Origin of the sequence: Pseudomonas sp. R43(2017), assembly GCF_002112345.1 — a bacterium.
Lineage (GTDB): Bacteria > Pseudomonadota > Gammaproteobacteria > Pseudomonadales > Pseudomonadaceae > Aquipseudomonas > Aquipseudomonas kribbensis.
In genome coordinates this window covers 447,895-463,142 of the sequence record NZ_NEHJ01000001.1, presented here as the reverse complement: position 1 = coordinate 463,142, position 15,248 = coordinate 447,895, and the positions used below count along the sequence as shown (strand labels likewise).

The window sequence follows — 15,248 nt, the reverse complement described above, 5'->3', positions numbered from 1 at the left end:
ACGCTCTGCGTCACTGGACGCGGAGCGTCCCTAGAGGCATTCCCACGCAGAGCGTGGGAACGATCAACGGGGAGGGCGTCGGAACGATCAATTCAATACACGGATTTTGTGCAACATCACTAAGGAAGGTCGCTGGATGAAAAACAACAACACCCCCGCGCAATCGGGTGGATGCTTTCGCCTGAAAACCCTCAACTGCGCCTTGCTCTGCGCCATGGCCACCTGGGGCAGCGCACACGCCGCGCCCTACGTGGAAAACGGCCGGGCAGGGGACCCGGCCAGTTGGCGCAGCGCCGAGTTCAAGGCGGATTGGGGCCTGGGCGCGATCGGCGCGGATTACGCCTACGCTGCCGGCTATACCGGTAAAGGTGTGAAACTGGGGATCTTCGACCAGCCGGTTTATGCCGCGCACCCGGAGTTTTCCGGCCCGAACAAAGTCGTGACATTGGTCACCAGCGGTATCCGCGAATACACCGACCCGTACATTCCGGTCAAAGCCGGGGACGCCTTTCGCTATGACGGTTCACCTTCGGTAGGCTCCAACGGCAAACTCGGCGCTCACGGCACCCACGTCGGCGGTATCGCGGCGGGCAGCCGTGATGGCGGGCCGATGCATGGCGTGGCGTTCGGAGCGCAAATCATCAGTGCCGACAACGGCGACCCGGGGCCGGAAGACGGCATCGTCCGCGGCAACGACGGCGCGGTGTACAAGGCCGGCTGGGATGCCCTGATCGCCAGCGGCGCGCGGATCATCAACAACAGCTGGGGCATCGGCATCACTGACCGTTTCGACCTCGGCGGCCGCGACCCGGCGTATCCGCACTTCACCGTCAACGACGCGCAATTGCAGTTCAACGAGATCCGCACGCTGCTCGGCACCAAACCCGGCGGCGCCTATGACGGTGCAATCGCCGCGGCGCGCAGCGGGATCGTGACCATTTTTGCCGCCGGCAACGACTACAACCTGAACAACCCGGATGCCATCGCCGGCCTCGGTTACTTCGTGCCGGAAATCGCGCCGAACTGGATGACCGTCTCCGCGCTGCAGAAGAACCCGGATCAGACCAGCGCCAACCCGTACATCATGAGTACCTTTTCCTCGCGTTGCGGTTACACCGCGAGCTTCTGCGTCTCGGCGCCGGGTACGCAGATCTACAGTTCGATCATCGGTGGCACCAACGCAAGCGATCTGACCACCGGCTATGCCAACTACAACGGCACCTCGATGGCCGCGCCACATGCGGCCGGCGCCGTGGCGGTGCTGATGGAGCGTTTCCCGTACATGTCCGGTGCCCAGGTCGCCAGCGTGCTGCGCACCACTGCCACCGACCTCGGCGCTCCGGGCATCGACGCCCTGTACGGCTGGGGCATGATCAACCTGCGCAAGGGCATCGACGGCCCGGCGATGTTCGTCACCGAGCAGGACATCCCGGCGGAGTTCCGCATCGAAGGCGCCTACGGCTCCAGCCAGTTCGTGGCGGATCTGCCGGGGATCGGCGCGATCATCGACGCCGGCAAGCCCACCGAGCGCGTCTGTACCGACATCACCTGCGGGCTCGACACCTGGCGCAACGACATTTCCGGCCACGGTGGTCTGACCAAACAGGGGATCGGCACTCTGGTGATGACCGGTGCCAACACCTACACCGGCCCGACCCTGGTGAACGGTGGCCGACTGGCAATCAACGGCTCGCTGCAATCGGCGGTCACGGTCAACGACGGCGGTATTTTGGGCGGTAACGGGCGCATCGCCGCACTGACCGCGAAAAGCGGCGGTATCGTGGCGCCGGGCAACTCCATCGGCACCTTGAACGTGGCCGGCGACGTGACCTTCGAACCGGGCTCGACCTATGCCGTGGAAGTATCGCCCACCAGCAGCGACCGTGTGGTCGCTGGCGGCACTGCAATCATTGACGGCGCAACGGTCGCCCTGACCCTGGAAAACAGCCCGACGCTGTTGACCACGACTGAAGTGAAATCGCTGCTGGGCAGCCAGTTCAACATTCTGCAGGCGGCAGGCGGGATTCAGGGGCGCTTTGGTCAGGTCTTGCCAAACTACGCGTTCCTCGGCGGCACTCTCGATTACTCCTCGGGCGGTGTTCAGCTGGACGTGGGGCGTAACGGTGCTTCGTTCGCCAGCGTCGGCCTGACTCCGAACCAGCGCGCCGTCGGTGCTGCCGCCGAACGTCTGGGCGCGGGCAATGCGTTGTTCGAAACCCTGCTGCTGTCGCCGACCGCTGCCGTTGCGCAGGACGCGTTCCAGCAACTGTCCGGCGAGATCCACCCGGCCATCGGCACACTGCTGATCAACGACAGCCGTTACCTGCGTGATGCGGTGGGTGAGCGTCTGCGCGAACGGGATCTGTTCGATGCAGGTGCGCCGACCGATGACCGCAGCAATGCCTGGTTCAAAGTGCTCGGTGCCTGGGGCAAGACCGATGGAGGGCATGAAAATGCCAATTCCAACAGCTCCATTGGCGGACTGTTGCTCGGTGTCGATGGCTTGATTACTGAAGATACTCGCTTGGGTTTCGTTACCGGTTATAGCGACAGTTCTTTGAACATGGGCAGCGGCACGCACTCGTCGGCGTCGATTGACAGCTATCACCTGGGTACATACCTGGGGCACCAGATCGATGCCCTGCGCCTGACCGCCGGCGCGGCTTACAGCTGGCACCGCATCGACGTCAAACGTGACCTGCAATTTGCCGGTGTCAGCGGCAAGCAGAAAACCAAACGCGATGCGACCACCGCACAACTGTTCACGGAAGCCGCCTACGATCTTGGTCTGCAGCCGATGAACCTGGAGCCGTTCGCCAATCTGGCTTACGTGCACCTGAACAGCGACAGCTTCACCGAAAAGGGTGATGCCGCCGCACTGAAGGGCGGTGAAGACAACCGCGACGCCGTGCTGTCGACCCTCGGCGTTCGCGCCAAGCGCACGTTTGCCCTGTCGGACAAACATCAGTTGGAACTGGGTGCGACATTGGGCTGGCAGCACAACCTGAGCAGCGTGGATTCCGACAGCCACTTGGCCTTCGTCAATGGCAACAGCGCGTTCACGGTGCAAAGTGTGTCGATGGATCGAGATGCAGCGGTGGTCGGCGTTCGCGCCGGTCTGGCGCTGAATCGCGATGTCCGGGTCAACCTGGACTACAACGGACTGATCGGTTCGAACGAGAAGGACCACGGTGTGGGCCTGACGCTGGACTGGCAGTTCTAAGGTGTAGCGGCAGTTCTGCAGAGAACTGCCGTTTTTGAAAGGAAGAGAGAGCACGACATGGGATTGTTTGATTACAAAAATGCCGACGGCAAAGCGTTGTACAGCGATGCGATCGCGCTGACGCTGTATTCCTACACGCCGACCGGGCAGCCTTTGCCCGGTACCGGTTGGTCGCCACTGGGTGCCTCGGCCCTGGGTTATCAAGGCAAGACCGACGCGAAAGGGACTTTCTTCGGCGAGAAGGACGGCTTCACCAGCGCCGAGGCGGAAGTGCTGGGCAAATACGACGCCGCCGGCAAGCTGATCGGCATCGGCGTGGCCTTTCGCGGCACTGGCGGGCTGAGCTACAGCGACACCTTCGGCGACATGAAAAACAATCTGCTGGCCGCCATCGGGCCGGTGGATTACGCCAAGAATTACGCGAAAAACGCCTTCGACAACCTGCTCAAATCCGTCGCCGCGTTTGCCACGGCTCACGGCATTGCCGCCAAGACGTGCTGATTAGCGGCCACAGCCTCGGCGGGCTTGGGGTCAACAGCGTGGCGGAGCTGAGCGCGAGCGACTGGGGTGGTTTCTTCAAGGACGCCAACTATATTTCGTTCGCCTCTCCGACCCAGAGCAGCACCGGTACCAACGTGCTGAACATTGGCTACGAGAACGATCCGGTATTCCGTGTGCTCGACGGCACCACGTTCAGCACGGCGTCGATGGGCAAACACGACAAGCCGCACGACTCGACCACCGACAACATCGTCAACTTCAACGACAACTACGCGTCCACCGCGCAGAACCTGGTGCCGTTCAGCATCGTCAACCCGCTGAACTGGTCGGCCCACAGTTCGCTGGGCTATGCCGATGGTCTGAACCGGGTGATCGACTCGAAGTTCTACAACCTCACCAGCCAGGACTCGACCATCATCGTGTCCAATCTGGAGGCCTCGTCCCGGGGCAAGACCTGGGTCGAGGATCTGGGCCGCAGCGGCGAGCCGCACACCGGCAGCACCTTCATCATCGGCACCGACAGCAACGACTGGCTCAAGGGCGGGGCGGGCAACGACTTCCTCGAAGGCCGTGCCGGCGATGACCTGTTCCGCGATGACGGGGGCTTCAACATTTTGTTGGGTGGTCAGGGCCACAACACCTTCGACCTGCAAAAACCGTTGCAGAACTTCAGCTTCGCCAACGACGGCGACGGCACGCTCTACGTGCGCGACGCCTACGGCGGCATCAGCATGACCCGTGATATCGGCGCGATCGTGAGCAAAGAGTCCGGTTCGATGTGGAGCAGCAAGGAAATCACCTGGACCGTCACCGGCAAAGGCCTGGCCAACGGCGCCGAACTGACCCAGTACAACCATTCGCTCAACGGCGGCGCACTCGGCGACACGCTGAAAGCCACCGCTGACGGCGACTGGCTGTTCGGCCTGGGCGGCGACGATCACCTGTTCAGCGACAAGGCCCACGTAACCTTCGTCGGCGGCGCCGGCAATGACGTGATGAGTGCGGTGGGTGGCAATAACACCTTCCTGTTCAGCGGCGCGTTCGGCTTCGACTCGATCCATGGCTACCAGGGCAGCGACAAACTGGTGTTCATGGGCGTGCAGGGCGCGGGGCAGGGCTACGACTACAAGCAACATGCTTCGCAGTCCGGCGCCGATACCGTGCTGAAGATTGGCGACTATGCCGTGACCCTGATCGGGGTGGGTGTGGCTAACCTGTCGGACTCGAGTTTCGTGTTCGCCTGATTCCGTGCGGGAACCACCGTGGCTTGCGGCGGTTCCCATTGGAGTTGCATGACAGAAGTGTTGTAAGGAAATGCTCCGGGGCGCCCCGAGAGGGGCGTTCTGGTTGTGAGCTATCTCTGAATAATTCCAACAAAGAGAGAGGCAACAGCAATGGGTGTGTATGACTACAAGAACTTCAGCACGGCGGATTCCAAGGCGTTGTTCAGCGACGCCATGGCCATCACGCTGTACTCCTATCACAACCTCGACAACGGTTTCGCGGTCGGCTATCAGCACAACGGCTTCGGCCTCGGCCTACCGGCCACGCTGATCAGTGCGCTGATCGGCGGCACCGACTCTCAAGGGGTTATTCCCGGAATCCCGTGGAACCCCGACTCGGAAAAACTCGCTCTCGACGCCGTAAAGAAGGCCGGCTGGACGCCCATCACTGCGTCGCAACTGGGCTATGACGGCAAGACCGACGTGCGTGGAACCTTCTTCGGTGAAAAGCCCGGCTACACCAGTGCCCAAGTGGAAATCCTCGGCAAGTACGACGCCCAGGGCCATCTCACGGAAATCGGCATCGCCTTTCGCGGCACCAGCGGCCCACGGGAAATCCTCATCGGCGACTCCATCGCCGACGCCATCAATGACCTGCTCGCCGCGTTCGGTCCCAAGGATTACGCCAAGAACTACGTCGGCGAAGCCTTCGGCAACCTGATGAACAACGTGGTGGCCTTTGCCAAGGCCAACGGCCTCACCGGCAAGGACGTGCTGGTCAGCGGCCACAGCCTCGGGGGCCTGGCGGTCAACAGCATGGCGGACCTGAGCGGCAGCAAGTGGGGCGGGTTCTTCCAGGACTCCAACTACATCGCCTACGCCTCGCCGACCCAGAGCAGCACCGACAAAGTGCTCAACGTCGGCTACGAGAATGACCCGGTGTTCCGCGCGCTCGACGGCTCGACCTTCACCGGGGCATCGCTGGGCGTGCACGACGCGTCGAAAGTGTCGGCCAACGACAACATCGTCAGCTTCAACGACCACTACGCCTCGAACGCGTGGAATGTGCTGCCGTATTCGATCGTCAACATCCCGACCTGGATCTCGCACTTGCCGACGGCTTACGGCGACGGCATGAACCGGGTCATCGAGTCGAAGTTCTACGACCTCACCAGCCGTGACTCGACGATTATCGTGGCCAACCTGTCGGACCCGGCGCGGGCCAACACCTGGGTGCAGGATCTCAACCGCAACGCCGAGCCCCACAAGGGCAGCACCTTCATCATCGGCAGCGACGGCAACGACCTGATCCAGGGCGGCAGCGGTAACGATTATCTGGAAGGCCGTGCCGGCAACGACACCTTCCGCGACAGCGGCGGCTACAACATCATCCTCGGTGGTTCAGGCAACAACACCCTCGAGTTGCAGCAGTCGGTGAACAAGTTCGACTTCGCCAACGACGGCGCCGGCAACCTGTACATCCGCGATGCCAACGGTGGAATCAGCATCACCCGTGACATCGGCAGCATCGTCACCAAGGAGCCGGGCTTCCTCTGGGGCCTGTTCAAGGACGACGTGACCCACAGCGTGACCGCCGATGGCCTGAAGGTCGGCAACAACGTCACCCAGTACGAATCGAGCGTGAAGGGCACCAGCGGCGCCGACACCCTCAAGGCCCATGCCGGTGGCGACTGGTTGTTCGGCCTGGACGGCAACGATCACCTGATCGGTGGCGCGGGCAACGACGTGTTCGTCGGCGGCGCCGGCAATGACCTGATGGAATCGGGTGGCGGTGCGGATACGTTCCTGTTCAGCGGCGCGTTCGGCCAGGACCGGGTGGTGGGCTTCAACGGCAACGACAAACTGGTGTTCCTCGGCGTGCAGGGCGTGTTGCCCGGCGATGACTTCCGCGCCCATGCCACGTCCGTGGGGCAGGATACGGTGCTGAAGTTTGGCGCTGATTCGGTGACGCTGGTCGGTGTTTCGCTGAGCAGTCTGAACGCCGATGGCATCGTGATCGCCTGAGGGTGACGGTGGAGAGGGAACTCTATCCCTCTCCATGTCAAAAGTGACTCATTGGCCACTACCTGACTCAAAGCCCTGCACCAACAGGAAATGCGGACTAAAGCCATCGCATGCGCACTCGTCATGTATGGGCAAGCCGCCATTGAGTACAGGAGATTCAAACGTGAAAGGTTTCAAGGGGTATATCGGTATTGTCGGGTTGGCGCTGCTGTCGGCCAATGTCTGGGCCGATTTGCCTCACAGCTCGATTCTGAGCCGCTACGGTGTCAGCTCCGATGAATTGCCGAAACCGGCACCCACCGAAAACAGCGAGCCGGTCGAAGAGAAAAGCCGCTTTCATATCCAGCCCGAACAACCGTTCGTGACCGTTCGCATCGGCGAAAACAATGAGCCCGAAATGACCGGCAACCTGAGCATCGACCGCATGGCGCAACAGGAGCGTCAACGTTGCCAGCGCCTGCAGGAAGAAATGGTCCGGCGCGGTGAGCGCGCGTTGAACTGCGACGGCTCGCTGCCGGGCATGGCGTTACCCCGCTGAGGAAGACAAAAAAGGCTGCACTCTTACAGGATTGCAGCCTTTTTTGTTGGGGTAATCGTCAGTCTTCCTTACGCACCGTGGCGACTTCGTCGGCCTTGACGCGGATTTTCGCGCCGGAAATATCCCGGAACTCATAGAAGCCGTCCTCGGACTTGGTTTTCGGCATGTCCTTGGTCAGATACTGCGTGCCATTCTGCAGGGTCACCACGGTCGGGGTGGAGCAGCCGGCCAGCGCCATCAGCGCAACGACGGTCATCGGCATAAACAACGTTTTGAAATTCATACCCGGTATTTCCTCATTCATTTCGACCGGTGTCGGTCCTCTAACGCGGTTGGTGCCAAATCCCCGGTAAAAGTTCGATGGACTGGCGAAAAAACCTCAATCGCGGATGCCACTGATCCTTTTCCGTTTGCGCCCGTCGGGGCAGAACTGGTATCTGTACGCATAACCAGTATTCGCTTGCCATGGCCCGTTATCACCGTGACTTCCAGCCCCCTCGACGACCCGTTCTATTACCTCAACAACTTCCGGCAAGTGCTTGACTGGCTTGAGCTTCGTTATGCCGACGTGATGAGCGACATGGAGCATGCCTTCATTCGTGACTTCAAGTCACTGCCGCGCGGCTCCCAGGGTTTGCTGGTGCGGATGGTGATGCGCAAGGGCGTGCATTTTCGGGCGGGCAAACTCAACTATCCGGAAATTGGCGATATCGCTCTGGCCGCGCAGCCGTTGCTCGATCATGGCTGGCTCGATGAGCAGGCGCTGCTATCGATGCCGGAGCTGTTCGAGCTGCTGCTGAAGGCTGAAGTCGTGCAAACCTTCGGCCCGGCCATCGATGATCCAAAGGGTCGCAAGGTCGACTGGTTGCCGATCCTGCATGAGCAGTTTGCCGAATCACGCTGCTGGCATGACTGGTGCCCGGCGATTGCAGACCGATTGTTCAGCCTGACGCTGATGGACCTGTGCGACCGGTTTCGCCTGATGTTCTTCGGCAATCTGTATCAGGACTGGTCGGAGTTCGTCCTCGCCGACCTCGGGATCTACACCTACGAAAAAGTCGAGCTCAGCGCCGACTCCCGAGGCCTGCGCAGCCGTGCCGACGTCAATGCCTGCCTGTTTCTGCACGATTGCCAGCAGCGTTTCGAGGCGGGTGAGGCGCTGGAGCCGATTGCCGAAGAGCTGAGCGCTTTGCAGTTCGACAACCCGTGGTTGCAGCGTCGGCTCGGCAAATTGCTGTTCCAGATCGGCCAGCATTGCGAGCGCATCGCCGAATTTGCCCTGGCCCTGAGCCTTTATCGCGGTTGCGCCTACCCCGGCGCGCGGTTGCGGATGATTCGGGTGCTGGAACGCTGCGGCGAATACGCGCTCGCGCTGGAGCTGGGCACACTGGCCGAACAGGCGCCGGAAAGCGCCGCCGAACACCAGGGCCTGCAACGGGCACTGCCACGGCTGCGGCGCAAACTTGGCGGGCCACCGCTCAAGCGCGTGGCGCCAAGACCTGTGGAGCGTCTGGATCTGCACCTGCCTCGGCTCGATCCGGCGCTGTCGGTGGAGTATCACGTGCAGGCGCACCTGCATGAGGACACCGGCCCGGTGCATTACGTCGAGAACAGCCTGATCAACTCGTTGTTCGGCCTGCTGTGCTGGCCGGCGATTTTCGCGCCGTTGCCGGGGGCGTTTTTCAACCCGTTCCAGCGCGGGCCGGCGGATTTGCTTCACGAGGATTTCCAGGGGCGGCGGGCCGCGTTGTTCGAAGTCTGCCTGGCGGAACTGGACGACGGCCGTTATGCCGACACCATCCGCAACCGGTTTGCCGCCAAGTGGGGCATTCAATCGCCGTTCGTGTTCTGGGGCGCGCTGAATGAAGAACTGCTGGAACAGGCGCTGACCTGCCTGCCGGCGGAACACCTCAAGCACTGGTTCAATCGCCTGTTGCTGGACATCAAGGCCAACCGCGCCGGCATGCCCGACCTGATCCAGTTCTGGCCGCAGCACAAGACTTATCGAATGATTGAAGTCAAAGGGCCCGGCGACCGCTTGCAGGACAATCAATTGCGCTGGCTGGAGTTCTGCCACACGCACCAGATGCCGGTGGCGGTGTGTTACGTGCAATGGGCGGTGCAGGGCGCTTGAGCTACAGCATTGCGGTGCGAGCGTTGTGCGAGTTCACCGCCAAGAGCGGCGATCTCGACTTGCGCTTTACACCGTCGCCCACCGCACTGGAGGGCATCGCCGGTCACCGCACCGTCGCCTCGCGGCGCAATGACGCCTATCAAAGCGAAGTGGCGCTGGAAGGCGAGTTCCGCGCCTTGAAGGTCAAGGGCCGGGCAGACGGCTACGACCCGACGCAGAACTGCCTGGAGGAAGTCAAAACCTACCGTGGCGACCTGAGCAAACAGCCGGCCAATCACCGCGCGCTGCATTGGGCGCAGGCGAAGATCTACGGCTGGCTGATGTGCTGCCGGTTGCAACTGGAACAGATCAATCTGGCGCTGGTTTACTTCGATATCGTCAGCGAAAAGGAAACCTGTCTGGTCGAAGCCTTCAGCGCTGAAGCATTACGCGAATTCTTCGAACAACAGTGCGGCTTGTTCCTGGCATGGGCCGAGCAGGAAATGGCCCACCGTGAAGCGCGCAATCAGGCGGCGCAGCAACTGGGCTTTCCCCATGACAGTTTCCGCCCCGGCCAGCGTCATCTTGCCGAGTCGGTGTTCAAGGCTGTCAGCACCGGCCGCTGTCTGATGGCCCAGGCCCCCACCGGCATCGGCAAGACTCTCGGCACGCTGTTCCCGATGCTCAAGGCCCTGGCGCCGCAGCAGCTGGACAAGGTGTATTTCCTCACCGCCAAGACACCGGGACGCAAACTGGCGCTGGATTCGGCGCAAGTGCTATTCGATCACCACGCAACCCTGCCGCTGCGAGTGCTGGAAATGGTCGCCCGGGACAAGGCTTGCGAGCATCCCGACAAGGCCTGTCACGGCGAATCCTGCCCGTTGGCTCAAGGCTTCTATGACCGCTTGCCGGCGGCCCGTGAAGCGGCCAGTCAATTGAGGTTGCAGGATCAGGCGGCAATCCGTGAAGTCGCCGCGCAACACTCGGTGTGTCCGTATTACCTGAGCCAGGAAATGGCGCGCTGGGCCGATGTGGTGGTGGCGGACTACAACTATTACTTCGACTTCACCGCGCTGCTGTTCGGCCTGGCCCAGCTCAATCAATGGAAAGTCGCGGTGCTGGTGGACGAGGCGCATAACCTGGTCGAGCGCGGGCGGCAGATGTACAGCGCCACCCTCGATCAGGGGATTTTCAACAGCGTGCGCAAAACCGCACCCGAGGCGTTGAAGAAGCCCCTGCAACGGGTCAACCGTGAATGGAATGCCTTGCACAACGCGCAACTGCCGCCGTATCAGGCCTACGACAAGGCGCCGGAAAAACTGCTGCAGGCGATCACGTCGTGCAGCGCGAGCATTGGCGATTACCTCAATGATCACCCGCAAGGGCTCGACAGCGGCTTGCAGAATGCCTGGTTCGAGATGCTGCAATTCGGCCGGGTTGCGGAGTTGTTCGACGAGAACTATCTGTTCGACATCAGCAAGCGCGACCTCGAGCGCAAACGTCCGCTGTCGCAACTGTGCCTGCGCAACGTGGTGCCCGCCGCGCTGCTCGGCCCGCGCCTGAAAGCGGCCCGAAGCTGCGTGCTGTTTTCCGCGACCCTGAGCCCGCGCCATTATTACGCCGACCTGCTCGGCACTCCGGCCGACACGGTGTGGATCGACGTTGAATCGCCGTTCAGCGCCGAACAGTTGCAGGTGCGGATCGTCAGCCAGATTTCCACCCGGTTCACCCATCGTCAGGCGTCACTGGAGCCGATTGTCGAACTGATCGCTCGCCAGTTCGCCGAGCGTCCGGGCAACTATCTCGCGTTCTTCAGCAGCTTCGATTACCTGCAACAGGTCGCGCAATTACTCGCCGAACGGCATCCGCACATCCCAATCTGGCAGCAATCACGGGGCATGGCCGAAGGGCAGCGGCAGGCGTTTCTCGATCAGTTCACGGCGCACAGCCAGGGCGTCGGGTTCGCCGTACTCGGCGGCGCATTCGGCGAAGGCATCGATTTACCCGGAGCCCGGTTGATCGGCGCCTTCGTTGCCACGCTGGGTCTGGCACAGCTCAACCCGGTCAACGAACAGATGAAACGGCGCATGGCAGCGATCTTCGGCGCCGGTTACGACTACACCTACCTGTTTCCCGGCATGCAGAAGGTGGTGCAGGCCGCCGGGCGGGTGATCCGCACCCAGCAGGATCGCGGCGTGGTCATGCTGATCGACGATCGCTTTGCCGAGAGCCGCATCCAGCAGCTGTTGCCGCGCTGGTGGCAACTCGATCATGCAGATGCAGCTTTTCAATCCGCCGGTTTGACGCATACTCCTGTTATTGAAAATCTGCTTTGAGCCAAGCCTGATGAGCGAGAACAAGAAGTCCGCTGCGATCGAAGAAATGCGCTTTCGCCTGTTGATCGATGCCGTGGTCGATTACGCGATCTACATGATCGACCCCGGCGGCATCATCACCAGCTGGAACTCCGGGGCCAAACGCTTCAAGGGTTATGAGGAAGCCGAGATTCTCGGCGAACACTTTTCGCGGTTCTACACCGATGAAGACCGCGCCGTCGGCATGCCGCAACGGGCACTGGATACAGCCATCCGCGAAGGCCGGTTCGAAGGCGAAGGCTGGCGGGTGCGCAAGGACGGCACGCATTTCTGGTGCCACGTGGTGATCGACCCGATTCTCAGCCCGGACGGGCAATTGCTCGGTTTCGCAAAAATCACCCGCGACCTCACCGATCGCAAGATGGCCGAAGAAACCCTCAAGCAAAGCGAACAGCAGTTCCGCCTGCTGGTGCAGGGCGTGACCGACTACGCGATCTACATGCTCAGCCCGGAAGGCCGCGTGACCAACTGGAACCCCGGTGCGCAACGGATCAAGGGCTACGCGCCGGACGAAGTGATCGGCAAGCATTTCTCGATGTTCTACACCCCGGAGGACCGTGAAATCGGGGAGCCGCAACGGGCGCTGGAAACCGCCGTGCGCGAAGGCCGCTTCGAGAACAAGAGCTGGCGTCTGCGCAAGGACGGCACGCGGTTTCTGGCCCATGTGGTGGTCGATGCGATTCGCGGCGAAACCGGCACGTTGCTCGGTTTTGCCAAGATCACCCGTGACGTGACCGAAGCCCACCAGGCGCAACTGGCACTGGAGCAAACCCGCGAAGCGCTGTTCCAGGCGCAGAAGATGCAGGCCATCGGTCAGCTCAGTGGCGGTATCGCCCATGATTTCAACAATCTGCTGACAGTGATCCTCGGTAATCTCGAGATCGTGCGTAAACGCGTCGGCGACGACCCGAAGGTCAGCCGTCTACTGGAAAACGCCACCCAGGGTGCGCTGCGTGGCGTGTCACTGACCCAGCGCATGCTGGCCTTCGCTCGGCGCCAGGAACTCAAGACCGAACCGGTGGACATCCCGAAACTGGTGCAAGGCATCACCGGTCTGTTGCGCAGCTCACTGGGGCCGGGGATTCGCATCGAAACGCAGTTTCCCGACGATCTTGAAGCGGTGCTCGCCGACACCAACCAGCTCGAGCTGGCGGTCCTCAACCTGGCCACCAACGCCCGCGATGCGATGCCCGAGGGTGGTAGCGTGGTGATTGGCGCCGAGCCACGAGTGGTTCTGCAGCAGAGCCAGTCAACTCTGTCGGCAGGGCGTTATGTCTGCCTGAGCGTGACCGATACCGGTGAAGGCATGGACGACGCGACGTTGGCCTCGGCGACCGATCCGTTCTTCACCACCAAAGGCCTGGGCAAGGGCACCGGGCTGGGGTTATCGATGGTGCATGGATTCATCGAGCAGTTGGGCGGCCGTTTCATTCTTAAAAGCGTGAAGGGGCAGGGAACATGCGCCGAGCTCTGGCTGCCGGTCGCCGTCGACGGGATGGCGGCCAAGCCCCTGAGCCCGAGGCCGTCCATGGCGTCGGTGCCGCGACTCAGCGTGCTGGTAGTGGACGACGACAGTCTGGTGCGCACCAGCACCAGCCTGTTGCTGGAGGATCTGGGGCATCGGGTCATCGGTGCGGCCTCCGGCGCGCAGGCACTGGAGTTGTTTGACCAAGGGGAAGTGATCGATCTGATGATCACCGATATGGCCATGCCGAAAATGAACGGCGCGCAACTGGCCCATGCCGTGCGCGTGCTCAAGCCGGATCTGCCGATCATCCTGGCCACCGGTTACGCCGAGCGCCTCGAAGGGTTTGCGGCGCAACTGCCACGGCTGTCGAAACCGTTCAATCAGATGCAACTGGTGGAGATCATCGCCAAGTCGATGAAGTGAGGTCAGGCATCAGCTGGTTTGTGCTGTTCATAACGGGCAAGGAGCGGCTGGGTGCTGATGCCGTGCAGCAAAATGCTCAGGGCCACGACTGAAAGGGTGAGGTCGGTACACTGCGCGGCCAGTGTCTCGCCCAGGCCGTGATTCAAGGCGTAGAACAGATAGAACAGGCTGCCGATGCCTCGAATGCCAAACCAGCCGATCAACATTCGCTGACGCCACACCAGCAGTGATCCCCATGGCATCAACGCCACACAGACCGGGCGGATGACACAGAACAGCACCGCGCCGACCCACAGCGCCCGCCAGTCCCAATGGGTGACCAGCACCACGCCGAGCAGGGTCACCAGAAACACTTCCATGGCCCGTTCCACCAGACCACCGAAAGCGAGCATGTCGCCCATCATGATCCCGGCGGCCACCTGACTGCCTTCCAGTCCTTCTGTGTCGCCATGCACGGCGTGTTGCGGTTCGACGTTCTGGTGACCGACCACCGGTTGCACCAGATGCTCAGCCGGCGGCTGATGGGCGCCGGTGGATTTCACTTCCTCCTGACGCAGGCCCAGTCCGGCGGCAAACACCGACAGAAAGCCGTAGCCGCCCACGGACTCGGCCACCACAAAAGCGAGGGCAATCAACGCCAGTGCCAGATAGTCGTTCGGGCTGACAGTGCTGTCTTCATTGCGCGTCTGTAACGCGAGCGTGGCCCGGCCAAGGCCGCGGCCCATCCAGTAGCCGGTGAGCAGACCGACAGGGACCGCCCAGAGCAGATCGCGCAATACCCAGTGGCTCCATTCGGCGGCCAGACCTTCGCCTTGCAGCAACAACAGCCCGAGAATCACGAAGGGGAAGGCCACGCCGTCGTTCAGGCCGGCCTCGCCGGACAGCCCAAAGCGCACGCTGTCGACATCCCGCGCATCGTTGACCTGCACCAGCGCCGCCAGCACCGGGTCGGTTGGGGCCAGGATCGCAGCAATCAGCAACGACGGCCCCCACGACAGTTTCAGAACGTAGTGCAGCAGCAGGCTGACGCCGATGATCGTCAGCACCATCACCGGGCCTGCCAGACCGAAGGCTATCCGCCAGCGCTTGTCGCGCAATGGCAGCCGCAACTTCAAACCGCAGACGAACAGCGAAAACAGCACCGCGACTTCAGTCAGATGCTCCATCCACGAGGCGGCATGTTCCAGCGGCAGTTTCAGCAGATCGAGGCCGCTCGGGCCGATACCGATGCCGAGCAACAGGCACACGGCCGACGTCGTGACCGGCATCCAGCGCAGGTACGACGAGGTCAACGCCAGCATCAGCAGGACGGCGCCCAGCACCGTTACCCAGATTATGAATGTCATGGTTCGCGGCCCG

8 protein-coding genes and 1 pseudogene are annotated in these 15,248 nt (G+C 61.9%); 7 read left to right on the top strand and 2 right to left on the bottom strand.

Annotation, left to right across the window (positions count from 1 at the left end; all coding sequences use genetic code 11):
• Positions 1-136 precede the first annotated feature (136 nt).
• The 4 genes and pseudogenes from CAG02_RS02005 to CAG02_RS01990 all read left to right on the top strand — a co-directional run bounded on the left by CAG02_RS02005 (position 137) and on the right by CAG02_RS01990 (position 7,510).
• Positions 137-3,223 (top strand): autotransporter serine protease, encoded by a 3,087-nt coding sequence (locus CAG02_RS02005; protein WP_085709818.1) that lies wholly within the window; start codon positions 137-139, stop codon positions 3,221-3,223.
• A 57-nt stretch (positions 3,224-3,280) separates the two neighbouring features.
• Positions 3,281-4,968, top strand: a pseudogene (locus CAG02_RS02000) (polyurethanase).
• A gap of 150 nt (positions 4,969-5,118) precedes the next feature.
• Positions 5,119-6,972 (top strand): polyurethanase, encoded by a 1,854-nt coding sequence (locus tag CAG02_RS01995; protein WP_085709819.1) that lies wholly within the window; start codon positions 5,119-5,121, stop codon positions 6,970-6,972.
• A gap of 163 nt (positions 6,973-7,135) precedes the next feature.
• Positions 7,136-7,510, top strand: a complete 375-nt coding sequence (locus CAG02_RS01990) for a hypothetical protein (protein ID WP_085709820.1) — start codon at positions 7,136-7,138, stop codon at positions 7,508-7,510.
• Positions 7,511-7,568: 58 nt separating this feature from the next.
• Here the strand turns inward: CAG02_RS01990 and CAG02_RS01985 are convergent, their stop codons facing one another.
• On the bottom strand, positions 7,569-7,793 hold the full coding sequence (locus CAG02_RS01985) for a YgdI/YgdR family lipoprotein (protein ID WP_085709821.1): 225 nt from the start codon (positions 7,791-7,793) through the stop codon (positions 7,569-7,571).
• Between the two features lie 198 nt (positions 7,794-7,991).
• On the opposite strand from CAG02_RS01985, the gene CAG02_RS01980 reads away from it, so the two are divergent.
• Genes CAG02_RS01980 through CAG02_RS01970 form a run of 3 tightly spaced genes read left to right on the top strand, consistent with a single transcriptional unit; the run spans position 7,992 to position 13,889 of the window.
• Positions 7,992-9,644, top strand: coding sequence for a VRR-NUC domain-containing protein (locus CAG02_RS01980; protein ID WP_085709822.1), 1,653 nt, complete (start codon positions 7,992-7,994; stop codon positions 9,642-9,644).
• Positions 9,641-11,959 carry an ATP-dependent DNA helicase gene (locus tag CAG02_RS01975; RefSeq protein ID WP_085710174.1) on the top strand — a complete coding sequence of 773 codons (2,319 nt, stop codon included), beginning with the start codon at positions 9,641-9,643 and terminating at the stop codon, positions 11,957-11,959. The genes CAG02_RS01980 and CAG02_RS01975 overlap by 4 nt, the downstream gene beginning before the upstream one ends.
• Before the next feature lie 10 nt (positions 11,960-11,969).
• Positions 11,970-13,889: a PAS domain-containing sensor histidine kinase gene (locus CAG02_RS01970; RefSeq protein ID WP_085709823.1), complete on the top strand. Its 1,920-nt coding sequence runs from the start codon at positions 11,970-11,972 to the stop codon at positions 13,887-13,889.
• A 2-nt stretch (positions 13,890-13,891) separates the two neighbouring features.
• On the opposite strand, the gene CAG02_RS01965 is transcribed toward CAG02_RS01970, so the two are convergent.
• Positions 13,892-15,235 carry a sodium:proton antiporter gene (locus CAG02_RS01965; RefSeq protein ID WP_085710175.1) on the bottom strand — a complete coding sequence of 448 codons (1,344 nt, stop codon included), beginning with the start codon at positions 15,233-15,235 and terminating at the stop codon, positions 13,892-13,894.
• Positions 15,236-15,248 lie beyond the last annotated feature (13 nt).

Excerpts from the sequence above, each read along its gene's own strand:
- CAG02_RS01965 (WP_085710175.1), bottom strand. The coding sequence starts at position 15,235 with ATGACATTCATAATCTGGGTAACGGTGCTGGGCGCCGTCCTGCTGATG.
- CAG02_RS01970 (WP_085709823.1), top strand. The coding sequence starts at position 11,970 with ATGAGCGAGAACAAGAAGTCCGCTGCGATCGAAGAAATGCGCTTTCGC.
- CAG02_RS02005 (WP_085709818.1), top strand. The coding sequence starts at position 137 with ATGAAAAACAACAACACCCCCGCGCAATCGGGTGGATGCTTTCGCCTG.
- CAG02_RS01995 (WP_085709819.1), top strand. The coding sequence starts at position 5,119 with ATGGGTGTGTATGACTACAAGAACTTCAGCACGGCGGATTCCAAGGCG.
- CAG02_RS01985 (WP_085709821.1), bottom strand. The coding sequence starts at position 7,793 with ATGAATTTCAAAACGTTGTTTATGCCGATGACCGTCGTTGCGCTGATG.